The following is a 17,623-nucleotide window of genomic DNA, read 5'->3' on the forward strand; positions in this document are numbered from 1 at the left end:
GTAAACAGCTAAATAACGTCAGTGTCATGGATGATAACTGACTTTATTATCAACCCCATGCGGTAGGATACCCATGGTTGTTTATCATATTGAAGATTAATTAAATGACTGAATCTTTTGCTCAACTCTTTGAAGAGTCGCTAAACCAAGTTGAAACTCGCCCAGGTGCAATCGTTAAAGGTACTGTAGTAGCTATCGAAAACGGTTACGTACTAGTTGACGCTGGTCTAAAATCTGAGTCATCTATTCCTGCTGAAGAATTCAAGAACGCTGCTGGCGAACTAGAAATCGAAGTTGGTGCTCAGGTAGACGTTGCTCTTGATGCGATCGAAGACGGTTTCGGTGAAACTAAACTTTCTCGTGAGAAAGCTAAGCGCCACGAAGCTTGGATCCAGCTTGAAAAAGCTTACGAAGATGCTGAAACAGTTGTTGGTATCATCAACGGTAAAGTTAAGGGCGGCTTCACAGTTGAACTTAACGGCATCCGTGCGTTCCTACCAGGTTCACTAGTAGACGTACGTCCAGTTCGTGACACTGCTCACCTAGAAAACAAAGAACTTGAGTTCAAAGTAATCAAGCTAGACCAGAAGCGTAACAACGTTGTTGTTTCTCGTCGCGCAGTTATCGAGTCTGAGAACAGCGTTGAGCGTGATGAACTACTTGCTTCTCTACAAGAAGGCATGGAAGTTAAAGGTATCGTTAAGAACCTTACTGACTACGGCGCATTCGTTGATCTTGGCGGTGTTGACGGTCTTCTACACATCACTGACATGGCTTGGAAGCGTGTTAAGCACCCTTCTGAAATCGTTAATGTTGGCGATGAAATCAACGTTAAAGTTCTTAAGTTTGACCGTGAGCGTACTCGCGTATCACTAGGTCTTAAGCAACTTGGCGAAGATCCATGGGTTGCAATCGCTAAGCGTTACCCAGAAAGCACTAAGCTTACTGGCCGCGTAACTAACCTAACTGACTACGGCTGCTTCGTTGAAATCGAAGAAGGCGTTGAAGGTCTAGTACACGTTTCTGAAATGGATTGGACTAACAAAAACATCCACCCATCTAAAGTTGTTAACGTGGGCGACGAAGTTGAAGTTATGGTTCTTGATATCGACGAAGAGCGTCGTCGTATCTCTCTAGGTCTTAAGCAGTGTAAAGCTAACCCATGGCAGTCATTTGCAGAAATGCAAGCTAAGGGCGACAAAGTTACTGGTAAGATCAAGTCTATCACTGACTTCGGTATCTTCATCGGTCTTGAAGGCGGCATCGACGGTCTAGTTCACCTATCTGACATTTCTTGGAATGTTTCTGGTGAAGACGCAGTTCGTGACTTCAAGAAAGGCGACGAAATCTCTGCAGTAGTTCTAGCAGTAGACGCTGAGCGTGAGCGTATCTCTCTAGGTGTTAAGCAAATCGAAGAAGACCCATTCAACTCTTTCGTTGCTGATACTAAGAAAGGTGCTCTAGTAACTGGTAAAGTTACTGCTGTTGACGCTAAAGGCGCAACTGTTGAGCTAGGCGAAGGCATCGAAGGTTACCTACGCGCTTCTGAAGCATCTGTAGACCGTGTTGAAGACGCAACTCTAGTTCTTTCTGTTGGCGATTCTGTTGAAGCTAAATTCACAGGCGTTGATCGTAAGAACCGCGTAATCAACCTATCTGTACGCGCTAAAGACGTTGCTGAAGAGCAAGAAGCAATGGCTACTCTGAACAAGCAAGATGATGCTGCGTTCGGTAATGCTATGGCTGACGCTTTCAAAGCTGCTAAAGGCGAATAATTGAGCATAGAGGGAATAGGCTTAGCTTTTTCCCTCTAAACGGCTATACTATTGAGAAACTTACTAAAACGGAGTGTTTATGACAAAGTCTGAGTTAATTGAAAGACTATGTAGTCAACAAACACATCTTTCTGCTAAACAAGTAGAAGATGCAATCAAGGATATCCTTGAAAATATGGCGAACACGCTTGCTGAAGGCGATCGCATTGAGATCCGTGGCTTTGGTAGCTTCTCATTGCATTACCGTGCTCCTCGCGTAGGCCGTAACCCTAAAACTGGTGATAAAGTTGAGTTAGACGGTAAATACGTTCCTCACTTCAAGCCAGGTAAAGAATTACGTGACCGTGTTAATGCATCAATTGCTGCTTAACCGCGAATAGAACAAAAAAACGGCATACTCTCAGTATGCCGTTTTTTTATGTCTTTTGATCATGGTCTGATGAGCAAAATTACTGCATAATCAAGCTATCATATTGTTGATTTAGTGAGAGGATTCACGATGAAAATTTTGGGTATTATTGTTTTAGTTGCTGCATTCTTAATAACACTGGCTCTCGGTGCGCAAAACCAAATTTTAGTAAACTTTGACTATCTAGTTGCTCAAGGCGAATTCCAATTATCAACGCTATTAGGTATTGCATTTGGTTCTGGCTTTATCATTGGCTGGTTGATCTGTGGTACGTTATATCTAAAAGCACGTTTTGCTAAAAATCGTTTAGCGAAGAAAGTGACAAAACAGCAACAAGAACTAGATTCTCTACGCGCACAGCCTGTAAAGGAATAAGTATTAATGCTTGAACTGTTGTTCCTACTATTACCCATTGCGGCAGCTTATGGCTGGTATATGGGTAACAGGAGCGCAAGTAATAATCGACAAGAGCAGTCTCATCGCTTATCTCGTCAATACGTGACAGGTCTTAATTTACTGTTATCTGATCAATCAGATAAAGCGGTTGATCTGTTTATTGAGCTGCTTCAAGTTGATAGCGAAACTATCGATACTCACCTTGCTTTGGGTAACTTATTCCGAAGCCGAGGGGAGGTCGATCGTGCTATTCGCATTCACCAAAACTTGATTGCTCGTCCTAACTTGACGATAGAACAACGTAACTTGGCGCTTCAGCAGTTAGCAAAAGATTACATGGTTGCCGGTTTTTTAGATCGTGCCGAACGCATCTTTGAACAATTACTGGATGAGCCTGAATATAAAAAACCTGCCTTACAGCAGTTATTGTCTATCTATCAGCAAACACGAGAGTGGGAGAATGCGATAGATATGGCTTCCCAACTTGTTAAGTTAGGTAAAACCAAATTAAAGCATGATATTGCACATTATTGGTGTGAACTTGCCATGCTTGAGATGAGTGCACAGAATCAGGATAAAGCGATTCAGTGTTTGAAAAAGGCACTCTCAGCGGATAAACAGTGTGTCCGCGCTTCGATCACTATGGCTAAAATTCAGATCAAAGATCGAGAATTTAAGCAGGCAGCCAAAACGCTTGAACGTGTTCTTGAGCAAGATGCTGAATTTATTGGCGAGGCTTTACCTCTGTTATTAGAATGTTATGAAGCATTGCATAATGAATCGGGATGGCTGAAATATCTACAGCAATGCGTTGAAGTTAAAGCGGGCGCTTCAGCTGAACTCATGTTAGCAGACGAAATTGCGAAAAATGAAGGAGCCGTTTCTGCTCAAGCATTCATGACTCGTCAGCTACAAAAGAACCCGACCATGAAAGGCTTCTACCAGTTAATGGAATATCATTTAGATGAAGCGGAAGAAGGTCGAGCAAAAGAAAGTTTGACCAGCTTACGACATCTCGTTGGTGAGCAATTAAAAATTAAACCGCGTTACCGCTGTCGCCAGTGTGGGTTTGCTACCCACTCATTATATTGGCAGTGTCCATCTTGTAAGAGCTGGGGACAAGTTAAACCCATTCGTGGATTGGATGGCGAATAATGCTTGTTATGAATAAAAAGACCAGACCATATGTTCTGGTTTTTTTATGTCTAATGAAACGTTAATTTTATTCGTAAACGTTTGCGTTTGATGTAAAATCTGCGCGCGGCTGGATTGCTGCAGTAGGAAACAATTAGATATCACAGGAGACTCAATGCTAGACGCTAAAGTAATAGACCCTAAAGTAATCGTAGCCCTTGATTATGATAATCAGAATGAGGCACTCGCTTTCGTCGATCGTATTGAGCCGGGAAGTTGCCGATTAAAAGTCGGTAAAGAGATGTTCACTTTTTTTGGTCCTGATTTTGTGCGTCAATTGCATGAAAGGGGACATTCTGTATTTTTAGACCTGAAATTTCACGATATACCAAATACTTGTTCAAAGGCTGTAAAAGCGGCTGCTGAGCTTGGGGTGTGGATGGTTAACGTTCATGCAAGTGGTGGTGAGCGTATGATGACGGCTTCGCGTGACATTCTTGAGCCTTATGGTAAAGACCGTCCGTTATTGATTGGTGTTACGGTTTTAACGAGTATGGAAGCATCTGATCTTGCTGGTATTGGTATTGAGCGTGAACCTCAACAACAGGTTTTAAATCTAGCGAATTTAGTTAAAAATAGTGGGTTGGATGGGGTAGTTTGTTCTGCACATGAAGCACATAGCTTGAAGCAAGATTTGGGTCAGAGCTTTAAGTTGGTAACACCAGGTATTCGCCCTGTAGGGAGTGATGCGGGTGATCAACGTAGAATTATGACACCAGTAGAGGCGATGGCTGCTGGTTCTGATTATCTTGTGATTGGACGACCAATTACACAAGCTGCGGATCCTGCAAGTGTCTTGGCTGAGATAAATAGATCGCTTACGTAGTTACCGTTATATAAATGAAGAAGCCCGCTTTGATGCGGGCTTTTTGATCTTAATTGACACCGATTATGTGCTAATTTTTGGTGTTGAATTATTAATACGTGTACTTTTATCTTTCTTTGGAGAGCTAAAGTGGCTATCTAATAATTTCTGTGTCAGTGGATGTTTTGGGTTGTTAAATACATTTGTAGTGCGGCCTTTTTCCACCACTTCACCGTCTTGCATTACCATTACTTTGTCACTGAAGTGTTTTACCACTCCCATGTGCTGTGATACATAGATATAGGATAACCCCATTTCTTCTTGTAATTCTAATAACAGATTTATCATCTGAGAGCGCATGGACATGTCAAGTCCGTTAAGCGCTTCATCAGCAACGATAATACAGGGCTGAAGAATGAGAGCACGGGCTAATGAAACACGCTGTTTTTGACCCGTTGCCAGCATTTGTGGATAAAAATAAGCATGTTCAGGGAGTAAGCCGACGCGTTTGAGCGTATCCATAATACGTTTTTCACGCGCTTGCGGCGTCATATTGGTATTACGTTTTAATGGGCCTTCCAGAATACGACCAATTTGAATACGAGGGTTAAGTGACGTATTCGGATCTTGGAAAATCATTCGGATCAGCTTACAGCGCGTTTGGTAATCACCACTTGATAAGGTGTCACCATTTACACGAATAATACCGCTGGTTGGTTCGATAACACCGGATAGCATTTTTGCTAAGGTTGATTTACCTGAACCATTTTCGCCCAGTAACGCAATTGTTTCACCTGCTTCAAGATGAAAAGAGACTGGTTTTACTGCTTCGATGGTACGTCTACGGAAAAAACTTGAGCGGTAGTGGTAATCTTTCTTAAGATTTTCTACTTCCAGTAACGAACTCATTTGTTGTCTTCCTCCATGTTTAGCGGGAAGTGGCAGCTAAACTTATGGTTTTTAATTTTTCTACGTTTAGGCACTTCAACACATTTACGTTGGGCGTGAGGGCAACGAGGACCTAATCGGCAACCAATGGGTAAGTGTTGAAGTGGAGGAATCGACCCCGGTAATGTTTCTAGTTTTGTCTTATGGCTAATGTTTTCTAAACTAAAATCAGGCATAGCACGCATTAACGCGGCGGTATAAGGGTGGTGTGGTGATTCTAACAATTGCTTAGAAGTACCTGATTCAACTGATTGTCCACAATACATTACCGTAATTCTATCAGCCCACTGAGTAACAGTCGTAAGATCATGACTGACTAATAAAATAGTGGTATTACCTAACTGATTCATTCGACTTAATAAGCGAAAAATCTGCGCTTGAGTAATAGGATCTAAATCGTTGGTTGGTTCATCAGCAATCAATAAACGAGGACGGTTCGCAATCGCCATTGCAATCATGACTTTTTGACATTCACCATCTGTTAATTCATAAGGGTAGCTACGCATGACACGTTTGTGCTCTTTGATTCCGACTTTATGCAAAAGTGCGATAGCTTGTTTTTGGCGCCAATGAAAGCGTTGCCAAAAATGCCCAGTGAAAGAGGATGAAGGAATTGCTTCTTCCAGCTGTTCCCCAATCGGCTCTGAAGGATCAAGACAGGTTGATGGCTCTTGGAAAATCATTGCCATCTCGCGTCCAACAATTTTACGTCGCTCACGATGAGATAGTGTGAGTAAATCAATATCGCCTAAGCGCATGCGATCAGCACTTACACGCCAATTATCTTTACACACGCCAGCAATTGCTTTCGCAACAAGACTTTTACCTGAGCCTGATTCACCCACTAAACCACGAATTTCACTTTCGTTAATCGTTAAGCTCATTCTATCAACCGCTTTCACCATACCTTGTGGTGTATCGATTTCGATAGTGAGATTGCGTATATCGAGTAATGGCATATTAATCAATCCCCGCATTAAGTGCTTGGCGAAGGCCATCACCGACTAAATTAATCACTAGAACGCTAAACATAATGGCAAGACCTGGTAATGTGACGGTCCAAGGTGCAAGGTAAATAAGTTCAACAGAATCACCCAGCATTGCACCCCATTCGGGTTGCGGTGTTTGCGCACCTAGCCCTAAAAAACCTAATGCGGCAATATCTAAAATGGCAATAGATATTGCACGGGTCATTTCAGTAATGATGGTGGTTAAAATATTGGGTAAGATTGAGTTCCACAAGAGATAAAAATTATTTGCGCCATCTAATCGTGCCGCTATAACGTAATCTTTAGCCACTTCAGTATGAACTGCAGTGTACACAGCTCGAATAAAACGAGGGATTAATGCTAGCCAAATAGCGAGTAGGATATGTGTTTCCCCTGGCCCCATATAAGCCACCACAATGATAGCCAGTAGCAGAGAAGGGATAGACAGGACGGTATCTAAAATATGGTTTAGAAAGCTTGATTTTAAACCTTGGCTCATTCCGGCAAGAATACCGATCAGTAAACCTATAACGCTGGATGCAAAGGCCACTAATAAGGCATAGCCAAACGTGAGCTGTGAACCAATGATTAGGCGAGATAAAATGTCACGGCCTAAATCATCGGTACCAAAGAAAAAGTTCACATGGCCCGAGTTGTCCCATGATGGTGGCATGAGAAGCTCACCAACTTGTTTTATCGGAGAATAGGGCGCTAGCCATTGTGCTGTTAGGGTGATAATAAGCAAAAACAGCAAACACCATAGACCAAACATTGCCAGTGAGTTTGCTCTGAAATTTTGCCAAGCACGCTCCCATTGGGTTGGGATTGTTTCTTCTTGGTAAACACTATTTGATGGCATACCATTCCTTCCTTACTAATGGGTTCACCATAGCACCAGCCAAATCAGATAAAATATTAGCCAATAATATGAAACTGCCGACTGTTATTACACCAGCTTGAATGGCAACATAATTTTGCTCTGCAATCGCATTAAGTAACCAACGACCAATACCCGGCCAATTAAAAATAGATTCCGTAAGCATGGCAAAGGTCATCATTGCTGCAAACTGCATCCCTAGTTTAGGAATAATCGGGGGCAGGGCATTTTTCATGGCATGGCGACGAACGATTTCAAAGGTCGATAAACCTTTTGTTTGGGCAACTTTGATGTAGTTTTTTGTCATTACGTCTGAAATTGAGGCACGGGTTAAACGTATTACTTCCGTTGTTGGTGCCATCGCTAACACAATGGTTGGTAATACCAAATGTTGTAGTGCATTAATAAATGCATCCATGCGGTATGGCTTATTTGATAACAAAATGTCAACTAGAGCGAAGCCTGTGACATGATCAAATTGATATAACAAACTGTAACGCCCAGAAACAGGTAGCCAGCCCAAATTTAGTGAAAATAATAGAATCAATAGCATCGCTAACCAAAATAGTGGGATGGAATAGCCCAGCAAGGTTATTGATGAAATGATAGTATCAAGAGGCTGTCCTCGGTGTACACCTGCGATAGTACCAAGTGGAATTCCAACGATTAAGGATAGTATAAAAGCAAAAAAGCAGAGCTCTAACGTTGCAGGGAAAACCGTTAAAATTTCACTGCTAATTGGTACGCCATTAGCCGTGATACCAAGGTTGCCTGAAAGTAAGTTGTCTAAATATAAAATCCAACCACTGAAAAAGCTTTGATGTGCCCATTGCAATTGGGTGTCTAAACGCAAAATACTAAAACCAATCAAGGTCAGTATTAACAACGTAATTACAAATAAATTTAGGCGACGTATCGTATAAATAAACATACTTTACTCAATTCGATAAACACTGGAAAAAGATCGCGAGCCAAATGGATCCATCTGCAAACCACCCAACGATTTATTATGAGCTTGGAAATGGACACCATGAGCGAGAGGGATCACAGGTATTTGTTGATCCAAAATATTTTGCGCTTGCTGGTAATATGCTTGGCGTTGTTGTTGCTTATTTGTGCGTAGTGCAATTTCAAGTAAATTATCAAAACCTAGATCACACCAGTTAGCTACATTGAGCCCTGCTTTTTTAGCATTACATGATAATAATGGTCTTAAGAAATTATCAGGGTCACCGTTATCTGCGATCCAACCAGCAAGAACCATATCGTATTGAGTGGTATCAGTTAAACCAACACGTCCAATCGTTTCTTGATGATGTAAAGACACATTGATACCAACTGCTTTTAAATTAGCTTGAATTAATTCAGCCGTTTTACGAGGGCTTGGGTTATAAGGTCGAGGTTCAAGTGGTACCCACATTGTCAGTACTTGTTTGTAATCATAGCCTGCGGCATCAAGCAGTTGCTTTGCTTTTTTAGGATTATAAGAAAGTGCTTTACTGTCGTGATTATAAGCCCAAGACATTGGTGGTAATAAGCTTTTTGCTTCGGTTGCAGTGCCGTAGTAAACTGAATTTAGTAGTGTTTTTCTGTTTATTGCATAATTAATTGCTTCACGTACTTCTAACTTATTCAACGGCGGGCGTTCTGTATTTAATGCCAGAAAGGATACATTCATCCCCGTTTGCGCAAGTAGTTTATAGTTATCGTTATTTGAAATAACCGGTAACTGGCTAGCAACAGGAGATGAGAGAACATCACACTCAGAGCTTAGCAACTTAGCAAGATTACCCATACCACGGGCTGAGATATCAAATACCACTTGTTCCATTGGCGCGGCACCTTGCCAATAATCTTTGTTACGTTTTAAACGAATAAGATCATTGGGTATAAACTGATCAACGTAAAAAGGCCCAGTGCCAATAGGTTTCGTGTCAATAAGATCGATACGTCCAGATTTTAGTAGTTGTTGGCCATACTGCTGAGAATAAATCACCGCATAGCTGGTCGCTAAGTTAGATAAGAAAGAATTATCTGGGCGGTTTAAAGTAAATTGAACCGTTAGAGGATCTTTTGCTGCGATGTTATCAATTAAATTAGCGAACCCAAGACTTTCAAACCATGGGTAACGACCACCTGAAATATTGTGAAAAGGGTGGTGGGGATTAATGATTCGCTCAAAACTAAAAATAACGTCGTCAGCATTAAGCGGACGTGTTGGAGTAAACCAATCAGTATGTTGGAATTTAACGTTATCACGCAGCTTAAAGGTATATACCAGACCATCGTCACTGACTGTCCAACTTTTCGCTAGATCTGGAAGTGGTTTATGGCTGATAGGATCGAGTAACAGCAGGCGATCGAAAATTTGAGCCGAGAGTGTTTCTGCTGTTAATCCACCATCTGTTAGCTGTGGATTTAATGTTGTCGGAGTATCTTGACCACAATAGACAAAGCCATTGCTTTGCTTAGCGGTATCATGTGACGGCTCTTTACAACCTAAAAGGCCAAGTAAAGTGAAGCCGGCAATCAAAAGACGACTGTAAGCGCTCATATTTAATAGGCGTTAAATGAAATTAAGTCGTTAAATTTAACATTTTTCTTTTACCGCCACCAAGCTATCCTGCTTTATTTATAAGGAATTAGTCTAAAACCGTTACTTATCTTTAATTATTACGCTAATTTGGTTGATTAATCACCGTTAACGTTAATGTCATACTTTCGGATTAACCCTCTTAACTGATGATAACTTAAGCTTAAAAGTTCAGCAGCTTTCGTTTGATTAAAACGAGCTTGTTTAAGCGCATCATTAATTAGCATGATTTCTTGATTTTGGAGATGTTGTCGTAAATCAAGTGGTAATTCAATGGTTGCTGGGTGTTGTTGAATCGTTGTTTTCTCAGCCGATGCGGCATGTTGTTGTGGCGTTGCTGCACGAGATTGCCAAGCAGTGGCAAAAGGATCGGTATAAATTTCAGCTATGGGTTCATCTTCGGTGCTATGACGAAATACAGAGCGCTCGACAACGTTTTTTAACTCACGAATATTCCCTGGCCATTGGTAATCGAGTAGTTGTTGTTTTGCGTGTTGTGAAAAACCTGCAAAATAGCTGTAGCCTAGTTCTCGACACATACGAACAGCATAATGCTCTGCTAGTGGTAAAATATCTTCTTGTCGTTCACGTAAGGGTGGAAGATGGATGATTTCAAAAGCCAGTCTATCAAGTAAATCTGCTCGAAATTTTCCTTCAGCAACGAGTTTAGGTAAATTTTCATTAGTTGCACAAACTAGGCGCACATTCGCTAGGCAAGGTTTATTGCCGCCTACGCGTTCGTACTCACCGTATTCAATTACGCGTAATAATTTTTCTTGAACCCCCATCGGGGCGGTCGCTAATTCATCTAAAAAAAGTGTGCCATTTTCTGCACGTTCAAAGCGTCCTTGGTGGCGACCTTTCGCCCCTGTAAAAGAGCCAGCTTCATGACCAAATAATTCAGAATCAATGACGCCTTCGCTGAGTGCGGCACAGTTAAGTGTCACTAAAGGTTGATCCCAACGCTTTGATAAGTAGTGAACGCGTTGGGCGATTAACTCTTTACCAGTACCTCGCTCACCAAGAATAAGAATGGGGCGATTGAGCGAAGCGAGGCGTGATGCTTGGTCTAGAACACTTAGAAAAGCATCAGATTCACCGATTAAGTTTTCCGTCTTACGCATTGGTTAATCTCACTATTAATTAGTTAAATTAACTATATCATAGCTTGATTAAAAGTTGTTGATAAATTAAGTTATTGATATTTAATAGTTTAAAAGTTGGCACAGTACTTGATATATCTAAGTGGTAACACAATAACATTAAGTTAGTATCACTATATAAACCTGTAAGCGTGATTACTGTGAAATGGGTTTAATCAAGGAGTTTAATGATGGGTATTTTTTCTCGTTTTGCTGATATCGTAAATGCCAATGTGAATTCGTTACTGGATAAGGCTGAAGATCCACAAAAACTGATCCGTCTTATCATCCAAGAGATGGAAGATACATTAGTTGAGGTACGTACATCTTCAGCTCGTGCATTAGCTGATAAAAAAGAGTTACATCGTCGTATTCAAGCGATTGAATCACAAATTACAGATTGGCAGGAAAAGGCGAGCCTTGCACTGCAAAAAGGTCGTGAAGATTTAGCCCGTGCAGCACTGATCGAAAAGCAAAAATTGGCCGATGTCGCATTAACGCTAAATGAAGAATACAAACTAGTAGAAGAGACAATTGAAAAATTGTCATTAGAAGTCGCTGAGCTTGAGCGTAAATTGCAAGAAACACGCGCTCGTCAACAAGCGTTAGTGACACGTCATAAAGCAGCAGGCACTCGCCGTGATGTTCGTCGTCAGCTAGATACAAGTAAAGTTGATGAGGCGATGTCGAAGTTTGAGCAATATGAGCGTCGCATCGATGAAATGGAAGCAGAAGCAGATAGTTATAGCTTTGGTCGTGGCAAAAGCTTAGAGTCAGAATTTGCTGATTTACAAGCACAAGACGAAATTGAAAAAGAACTTGAGCGCTTAAAAGCGAACATCAAGGATAAAGAGTAAGTACAACGAAGTTATCGTCGTTGTTTCATTGATTCTGCGCGAAAGGAGAACAAATAATGTCAATGGGTTTTATTAGCGTTCCATTAGTGGTGTTCATGATTATTGTCGCACCGCTATGGTTAATCCTTCACTATCGCAGTAAACGTCAAGCAGGTGAAGGGCTGTCAGGTGAAGATCAGAAAAAGTTAGAGACCTTGGTGGCACGCGCAGAAGATATGCAAGAACGTATTGTAACGTTAGAGCGTATTCTTGATGCTGAAGTGCCAAGGTGGAGGCAAAAATAATGAGTAAGACCTTATACCGTGATCCTAAAAAAGGAAAATTGGGTGGTGTGTGTGCTGGCTTAGCGGAATATTTCGGTGTTGAAATTTGGTTAGTACGTATTCTTGCTGTTTCGGCCTTCTTACTTGGTTTAGGTTTTTTTGCCACGATTGCTTATATCGCCGCCTGGTTGATTTTAGATAAAATGCCACCACAGCGAAAAGAGCAACAAGATACTTATACCGAGCATAACGTAAAACAGAAACCATGGCAGGCAGGTCGCTCAGCGCATCAAATTCTACAAAAAGTTGAATCAGAATTTGATACAGCAGAAAAGAAAGTACAACAGATGGAAGCGTATGTTACATCATCTGCATTTAAAGTTGATCGCGAGTTCAATAAGCTTTAATTATCAATAAAATTTAGCGTAATGAGGCAGGTACTGATCAATGTCAGACCTGCTTTTTTTCGCTATAAAGGCGTAATATAGTTAAATCACTTTATTGATAAATATTAGAATAAAGTTGTTAAACCTAAAACAAAAATGAAAACAACTAGGGTTAATCATGAATCGAATCAGTAATGAGTTGAATAAGCTCGTCAATCGAAGTTTAGACCGACATGTACGACTGGCGGTTACCGGATTGTCTCGCGCAGGTAAAACGGCCTTTATTACTTCTCTTATAAATCAATTACTGCATGTTAGTACTAACGCTCGTTTACCGATGTTTAGTGCAGTGCGTGACGGTTATTTGCTAGGAGCGAAACGTGTTCCTCAGTTAGATTTGCATGTGCCTAAATTTGGTTATGATGAGGGAATGCAATCTATCTTATCGGCGCCACCTGAATGGCCAGAGCCAACACGAGATGTTAGCCAAACACGTCTAGCATTGCGTTACAAACCACAAAAAGGGGCATTAAAGCTGTTTCAAGAAACCGCTACATTGTATTTGGATATTATTGATTATCCTGGTGAGTGGTTACTTGATCTACCGTTACTTGATTTGGACTTTTTGCAATGGTCAAAACAGCAAAGCCAAGTATTAAAAGGTAAACGTCTTGAATTAGCAAAAAATTGGCTTACGAATACTGAAACGTTTGATCCTTTTGCTCCCGCTGATGAAAAAGTAATAGAAGCAATATCTAAATCTTTCACCGCTTACTTGCACCAATGTAAAGCTGAAGGGGGATTGCACTGGGTTCAGCCAGGACGATTTGTGTTGCCTGGTGAATTGGCAGGCGCGCCTGTATTGCAGTTTTTCCCACTATTGTGGGAGCAAAAGTATACTGAAAAACAACTGTTAGATGCTGATGAGAATACCAATATTGGTATGTTACGCAGTCGCTATAAGTATTATCAGCAACACGTTGTAAAAGCGTTTTATAACGATCATTTTTCTAAGTTTGATCGCCAAATAATCTTAGTTGATTGTTTGCAACCATTAAATGCAGGGCCAGAATCATTTAACGATATGCGCCAAGCATTAGATCAGTTGATGCAAAGTTTTAAATACGGACGTAGCTCGTTACTGCGCCGACTATTTTCACCGCGTATTGATAAAGTACTCTTCGCTGCAACCAAAGCCGATCATATTACGCCCGAGCAGCACCCGAATTTAGTCGGATTATTACAGCAGCTAGTAAATGAAGCATGGCAAACCGCCTCCTTTGAAGGTATTAATATGGACTGTGTGAGCTTGGCGTCGATTCAAGCAACAGAGCCAGGGTTTGTCGTGCATCAAGGTCAGCAAGTGCCGGCATTACGTGGGACAGATATGTTAGGTAGTCCACAGACTCTTTTTCCTGGAGAAGTGCCGAAGCGATTGCCGAGTGATAATTTCTGGCAACAACAGAGCTTTGATTTTATTAATTTCCGTCCATTACCACAGCAAAGTGACGAACCGTTACCGCATATCCGAATGGATAAAGCGCTTGAGTATTTGCTGGGAGATAAATTGCAATGAGTGATCAACTTAAAAGTAAAATTGTCTTTGATGAGCCTACTGCTCAAGTTGAGCAATTAAATATTGCGTCAAAATTAGAGTTTGCAGAAAAATCTGACTTTCTACCGGATGTGACTCAAGAACCAGAAGTTGAGCAAGACTTAAAACAGGTATTAGCAGCGAAACCTAAACGTCGTTATGGCTTTTTAAAAGCGTTAGCGGTGGCGGGTGCTGCAATGGTTGGGTGGCAAACAGTTGATCACGTTGTTACTGCGTATCAAAGTGCAGATTGGTTATCACTAGGCTGGAGCGCCATTGTTGCAGGTGTTGCGGTAACGGGTATTAGCGCTCTTGGGCGTGAATTCTTTAAGTTACGTCGATTGAAATTACGCCAAACTGAGCGTGATGAAGCACAAATCTTGTTGGATGGGGACGGTATTGGTCATGGTAAAGCATTCTGTACCAAGCTTGCTCAGCATAGCCATATTAGTAGCGATAATCATGGTTACGATCGTTGGATTAATTCATTAGATGCAACCCATAACGATCGTGAAGTTTTAGAGCTATACGATCATTTAGTGGTAAGTCAGCAAGATAAATTGGCACGCAAGCTGGTGGCGAAATACTCCAGTGATGCTGCAGTCATGGTGGCATTAAGTCCGTTAGCGGTGGCTGATATGTTGCTGGTGGCATGGCGTAATTTACGATTAATTGAACAAATTTCCCGTGTTTATGGGGTGGAATTAGGCTATTGGTCGCGAATTAAATTGCTGAAGTTAGTATTAGCTAACATGGCATTTGCTGGTGCATCAGAGGTGATCACCGATTTAGGTATGGACATGCTATCGATGGATCTAGCGGGTCGTATGTCAACGCGTGTAGCACAAGGAGTAAGTATTGGCTTACTAACAGGGCGATTAGGACTCAAAGCGATTGGTTTAATGCGCCCATTACCTTGGTTACCAGGGGAGCAGCCTAAGTTAAGTGAGATCAGAAAAGATCTTGTCGCTCAGCTCACGCATAAAAAAGATGATTAAAAGATAGTATTTTCAAATAATTAACACATAAGCTTATCGGTAACGGTAAGCTTATTTCTTATTTGAAGAATTATGTGGAATGAAAATGAAAAAAACGATGCTGCTATTGCCATTAGCCTTTTTATTCTTTGGCTGTGATGCGCAAACATCTACAACGAAAACAATAGCTACATCAAGGGTTGAACAATGTAGCGAAGGTGAATACGCCTATTCATTGCCTGTTGATATTGAAAAATATACACACGCCATGGCGCTATTTAGCCAAGAAGGTGGTGTTAATCCTTATTCAACGACACAATTTAAGCAAACTTGTCACTCATTGCCGCAAGTTGAAGACAAGTTAGCGTATATAGCAGAGCAAAGTGCGCAAGCAACGTTACCTTACCCAGAAGCTGGCAAAGTGCTTTATTTCAAACAAGTTGATGATACGGTTTATGTTGTATTAGAAGCGCAAGAAGATGGATGGGCTGGGGTATCAGCCGCCATGGCAGCTGCAGAGCCTGTTATTACGCGTAATATTCAATTGAACAGTTCAATGAAGCATGTCATGTTTAGCTATGCACCTGGTGATGAAAAGCAAAGCTAATGATGATTTTTGTCAAATACAGACTGCGTTATTATCTAATGAGAATAAGTGGTGAAAATTGACTTACTCATCACCATTTAATCTCATATCTTAGATTTCCATCTTGACTATAAATGGGCTTAATAGCACACTGCTTGAATGTCACGTTAAGTTGACAACTCGAATGTTACCTCTTCTAAGTTATTATAATTTCATTGATTTTTTAAAACTTAGTTGAGTCAAGAATAGGCTACATCTAAGAAGGCGACAAGTATGAGGCTACAGGTATTTTGTGAAGATCGGGTTGGGATGACTCGCGAGCTACTCGATATTCTGACTAGTCAGGAGATTGATCTTCGAGGAATTGAAATTGATCGCATTGGTATTATTTACCTCAATTGTCCTGAAATTGAATTTGAACAGTTTAGTCAGCTAATGTCTCAAATCAGACAATTAGATGGCGTAACAGATGTTAGAAAAATACATTTCATGCCGAGTGAACGTGAACATACAGAGCTTTCTGCGTTACTTCAAACGTTACCTGATCCTTTTTTTTCCATTGATTTAAATGGAAAAATTGATTTTGCAAATCAAGCTGCTGAAAGATTATTAGTCCATCATCATGGTGCACTCCATCATGAAAATGTTCATACGCTATTTGGGTTTAATGTTCAGCGGTGGTTAGAAACAAAACAGGCTGAAAAACATATCGAAATGGTGGTAATTGCAGGTTTAGATTACCAAATGGAAGTCATGCCCGTTTATATTAAAGATGAAACGGATATTCCAGTCTTTGCTAGTGCCCTTATTCTTCTTAAATCACTTTCTGAAGCAACTATGCCAATAGTGACTCGCCAATTAGATGGAGACAGTGGTTTTGAGCATTTAGTCGGGCAATCATCGCGTTTTAAGCATTTATTAGCACAAGCGAAAAAGTTGTCGTTATTAGATGCACCATTATTGATCCAAGGTGAAACGGGAACAGGAAAAGAAATGTTAGCCCGTGCCTGCCATCAACGTTCAATACGTCGAGAGAAACCATTTTTAGTTGTTAACTGTGTGTCTATGCCCGATAACGCTGCTGAAACTGAGCTATTTGGTTTTGCTGGGAGTGCAACTGAGCCAAGTAAAAAAGGTATTTTTGAGCAAGCTGACGGCGGTACCGTTTTTTTGTATGAAATTGGTGAGATGTCAAAACATCTACAAATTAAATTATTACGCTTTTTACAAGATGGGACGTTCCGACGCGTAGGCGAAGAAGCAGAGAAAAAAGTTAATCTTCGCGTTATTTGCTCTACACAGAAAAAGTTACCAGATTTAGTTGCTGCAGGTGATTTTCGTGAAGATTTGTATTATCGCCTAAATGTTCTTGCTTTAGTTGTGCCACCATTACGTGAAAGAACGGCAGATATAGTACCGTTAGCTGAATTATTCTTGAACCAGTTATCACAAGAGTTACATCAGCCTAAACCTCAAATATCTGAGGAGTTGGCTGAATACTTAAAGCAATATGCATGGCCTGGTAATATTCGCCAATTACGTAATGTGTTATTCCGTGCGATGACACAACTTGAAAATACGGTCATGACGTCAGATGATGTACAGTTACCTGAAAATGAATCAAGCAGCATTATCAGTGATGAAACATTAGATGGTTCTCTTGATGAAATAATGAAACGTTATGAATCCGGTATATTATCGAACCTATATCGTAGTTATCCGTCTACCCGTAAGTTAGCGAAACGCTTAGGGGTCTCACATACAGCCGTTGCTAATAAATTACGAGAATACGGTTTAAGTAAGCGCAGTTAATGACTGTGGATATAAAAGAA

Annotated in this window: 18 protein-coding genes; 12 read left to right on the forward strand and 6 right to left on the reverse strand. The window is 40.9% G+C overall.

Features of this window, described 5'->3' with window-relative positions; all coding sequences use genetic code 11:
• The first annotated feature begins 104 nt into the window (after positions 1–104).
• The 5 genes from rpsA to pyrF all read left to right on the forward strand — a co-directional run bounded on the left by rpsA (position 105) and on the right by pyrF (position 4,600).
• Positions 105–1,775 (forward strand): 30S ribosomal protein S1, encoded by a 1,671-nt coding sequence (rpsA, locus tag I3259_RS06080; protein ID WP_005370867.1) that lies wholly within the window; start codon positions 105–107, stop codon positions 1,773–1,775.
• Positions 1,776–1,854: 79 nt separating this feature from the next.
• The gene (ihfB, locus tag I3259_RS06085) at positions 1,855–2,145 is read left to right on the forward strand and encodes an integration host factor subunit beta (RefSeq protein ID WP_008986714.1); all 291 of its coding nucleotides are present in this window, start codon (positions 1,855–1,857) and stop codon (positions 2,143–2,145) included.
• 129 nt (positions 2,146–2,274) lie between these two features.
• Positions 2,275–2,559, forward strand: a complete 285-nt coding sequence (locus tag I3259_RS06090) for a lipopolysaccharide assembly protein LapA domain-containing protein (RefSeq protein WP_005366997.1) — start codon at positions 2,275–2,277, stop codon at positions 2,557–2,559.
• Positions 2,560–2,565: 6 nt separating this feature from the next.
• The gene (gene lapB, locus I3259_RS06095; protein ID WP_238028802.1) at positions 2,566–3,735 is read left to right on the forward strand and encodes a lipopolysaccharide assembly protein LapB; all 1,170 of its coding nucleotides are present in this window, start codon (positions 2,566–2,568) and stop codon (positions 3,733–3,735) included.
• 154 nt (positions 3,736–3,889) lie between these two features.
• On the forward strand, positions 3,890–4,600 hold the full coding sequence (gene pyrF, locus I3259_RS06100) for an orotidine-5'-phosphate decarboxylase (RefSeq protein WP_238028803.1): 711 nt from the start codon (positions 3,890–3,892) through the stop codon (positions 4,598–4,600).
• 63 nt (positions 4,601–4,663) lie between these two features.
• Here the strand turns inward: pyrF and I3259_RS06105 are convergent, their stop codons facing one another.
• The 6 genes from I3259_RS06105 to pspF all read right to left on the reverse strand — a co-directional run bounded on the left by I3259_RS06105 (position 4,664) and on the right by pspF (position 11,110).
• Complete coding sequence (locus tag I3259_RS06105; protein WP_238028804.1) at positions 4,664–5,488, reverse strand: ATP-binding cassette domain-containing protein; 825 nt, start codon at positions 5,486–5,488, stop codon at positions 4,664–4,666.
• The gene (locus I3259_RS06110; RefSeq protein WP_238028805.1) at positions 5,485–6,486 is read right to left on the reverse strand and encodes an oligopeptide/dipeptide ABC transporter ATP-binding protein; all 1,002 of its coding nucleotides are present in this window, start codon (positions 6,484–6,486) and stop codon (positions 5,485–5,487) included. Before I3259_RS06110 ends, I3259_RS06105 begins: the two co-directional genes overlap by 4 nt.
• Position 6,487: 1 nt before the next feature.
• Positions 6,488–7,375: a putrescine export ABC transporter permease SapC gene (gene sapC, locus I3259_RS06115; protein WP_238028806.1), complete on the reverse strand. Its 888-nt coding sequence runs from the start codon at positions 7,373–7,375 to the stop codon at positions 6,488–6,490.
• Positions 7,362–8,324 carry an ABC transporter permease subunit gene (locus I3259_RS06120; RefSeq protein ID WP_238028807.1) on the reverse strand — a complete coding sequence of 321 codons (963 nt, stop codon included), beginning with the start codon at positions 8,322–8,324 and terminating at the stop codon, positions 7,362–7,364. The genes sapC and I3259_RS06120 overlap by 14 nt, the downstream gene beginning before the upstream one ends.
• A 3-nt stretch (positions 8,325–8,327) precedes the next feature.
• Complete coding sequence (gene sapA, locus I3259_RS06125; RefSeq protein ID WP_238028808.1) at positions 8,328–9,947, reverse strand: ABC transporter substrate-binding protein SapA; 1,620 nt, start codon at positions 9,945–9,947, stop codon at positions 8,328–8,330.
• Between the two features lie 137 nt (positions 9,948–10,084).
• A complete protein-coding gene (gene pspF, locus I3259_RS06130; RefSeq protein WP_238028809.1) occupies positions 10,085–11,110 on the reverse strand; it encodes a phage shock protein operon transcriptional activator in 1,026 nt (341 codons plus the stop codon).
• 209 nt (positions 11,111–11,319) lie between these two features.
• On the opposite strand from pspF, the gene pspA reads away from it, so the two are divergent.
• The 7 genes from pspA (at position 11,320) to tyrR (ending at position 17,603) form a co-directional block, all read left to right on the forward strand.
• The gene (gene pspA / locus I3259_RS06135) at positions 11,320–11,985 is read left to right on the forward strand and encodes a phage shock protein PspA (RefSeq protein ID WP_005367014.1); all 666 of its coding nucleotides are present in this window, start codon (positions 11,320–11,322) and stop codon (positions 11,983–11,985) included.
• Between the two features lie 56 nt (positions 11,986–12,041).
• Positions 12,042–12,269 carry an envelope stress response membrane protein PspB gene (pspB, locus tag I3259_RS06140; protein ID WP_006646015.1) on the forward strand — a complete coding sequence of 76 codons (228 nt, stop codon included), beginning with the start codon at positions 12,042–12,044 and terminating at the stop codon, positions 12,267–12,269.
• Entirely contained in the window at positions 12,269–12,655 is a 387-nt protein-coding gene (gene pspC / locus I3259_RS06145) for an envelope stress response membrane protein PspC (RefSeq protein WP_005367018.1), read from the forward strand. Before pspB ends, pspC begins: the two co-directional genes overlap by 1 nt.
• Before the next feature lie 157 nt (positions 12,656–12,812).
• Positions 12,813–14,210: a YcjX family protein gene (locus I3259_RS06150; RefSeq protein ID WP_238028810.1), complete on the forward strand. Its 1,398-nt coding sequence runs from the start codon at positions 12,813–12,815 to the stop codon at positions 14,208–14,210.
• A complete protein-coding gene (locus tag I3259_RS06155) occupies positions 14,207–15,226 on the forward strand; it encodes a TIGR01620 family protein (protein ID WP_238028811.1) in 1,020 nt (339 codons plus the stop codon). The genes I3259_RS06150 and I3259_RS06155 overlap by 4 nt, the downstream gene beginning before the upstream one ends.
• An 85-nt stretch (positions 15,227–15,311) precedes the next feature.
• Positions 15,312–15,812: a hypothetical protein gene (locus tag I3259_RS06160; protein ID WP_238028812.1), complete on the forward strand. Its 501-nt coding sequence runs from the start codon at positions 15,312–15,314 to the stop codon at positions 15,810–15,812.
• Between the two features lie 252 nt (positions 15,813–16,064).
• Positions 16,065–17,603 (forward strand): transcriptional regulator TyrR, encoded by a 1,539-nt coding sequence (gene tyrR / locus I3259_RS06165; RefSeq protein WP_238028813.1) that lies wholly within the window; start codon positions 16,065–16,067, stop codon positions 17,601–17,603.
• The last annotated feature ends 20 nt before the right edge of the window (positions 17,604–17,623 follow it).

Origin of the sequence: Photobacterium sp. Ph5, assembly GCF_022129445.1 — a bacterium.
Classification (GTDB): domain Bacteria; phylum Pseudomonadota; class Gammaproteobacteria; order Enterobacterales; family Vibrionaceae; genus Photobacterium.

What these genes read in the sequence shown, in the direction of transcription:
- rpsA (WP_005370867.1), top strand. Translation starts at nt 105, where the DNA reads ATGACTGAATCTTTTGCTCAACTCTTTGAAGAGTCGCTAAACCAAGTT.
- ihfB (WP_008986714.1), top strand. Translation starts at nt 1,855, where the DNA reads ATGACAAAGTCTGAGTTAATTGAAAGACTATGTAGTCAACAAACACAT.
- I3259_RS06090 (WP_005366997.1), top strand. Translation starts at nt 2,275, where the DNA reads ATGAAAATTTTGGGTATTATTGTTTTAGTTGCTGCATTCTTAATAACA.
- lapB (WP_238028802.1), top strand. Translation starts at nt 2,566, where the DNA reads ATGCTTGAACTGTTGTTCCTACTATTACCCATTGCGGCAGCTTATGGC.
- pyrF (WP_238028803.1), top strand. Translation starts at nt 3,890, where the DNA reads ATGCTAGACGCTAAAGTAATAGACCCTAAAGTAATCGTAGCCCTTGAT.
- I3259_RS06105 (WP_238028804.1), bottom strand. Translation starts at nt 5,488, where the DNA reads ATGAGTTCGTTACTGGAAGTAGAAAATCTTAAGAAAGATTACCACTAC.
- I3259_RS06110 (WP_238028805.1), bottom strand. Translation starts at nt 6,486, where the DNA reads ATGCCATTACTCGATATACGCAATCTCACTATCGAAATCGATACACCA.
- sapC (WP_238028806.1), bottom strand. Translation starts at nt 7,375, where the DNA reads ATGCCATCAAATAGTGTTTACCAAGAAGAAACAATCCCAACCCAATGG.
- I3259_RS06120 (WP_238028807.1), bottom strand. Translation starts at nt 8,324, where the DNA reads ATGTTTATTTATACGATACGTCGCCTAAATTTATTTGTAATTACGTTG.
- sapA (WP_238028808.1), bottom strand. Translation starts at nt 9,947, where the DNA reads ATGAGCGCTTACAGTCGTCTTTTGATTGCCGGCTTCACTTTACTTGGC.
- pspF (WP_238028809.1), bottom strand. Translation starts at nt 11,110, where the DNA reads ATGCGTAAGACGGAAAACTTAATCGGTGAATCTGATGCTTTTCTAAGT.
- pspA (WP_005367014.1), top strand. Translation starts at nt 11,320, where the DNA reads ATGGGTATTTTTTCTCGTTTTGCTGATATCGTAAATGCCAATGTGAAT.
- pspB (WP_006646015.1), top strand. Translation starts at nt 12,042, where the DNA reads ATGTCAATGGGTTTTATTAGCGTTCCATTAGTGGTGTTCATGATTATT.
- pspC (WP_005367018.1), top strand. Translation starts at nt 12,269, where the DNA reads ATGAGTAAGACCTTATACCGTGATCCTAAAAAAGGAAAATTGGGTGGT.
- I3259_RS06150 (WP_238028810.1), top strand. Translation starts at nt 12,813, where the DNA reads ATGAATCGAATCAGTAATGAGTTGAATAAGCTCGTCAATCGAAGTTTA.
- I3259_RS06155 (WP_238028811.1), top strand. Translation starts at nt 14,207, where the DNA reads ATGAGTGATCAACTTAAAAGTAAAATTGTCTTTGATGAGCCTACTGCT.
- I3259_RS06160 (WP_238028812.1), top strand. Translation starts at nt 15,312, where the DNA reads ATGAAAAAAACGATGCTGCTATTGCCATTAGCCTTTTTATTCTTTGGC.
- tyrR (WP_238028813.1), top strand. Translation starts at nt 16,065, where the DNA reads ATGAGGCTACAGGTATTTTGTGAAGATCGGGTTGGGATGACTCGCGAG.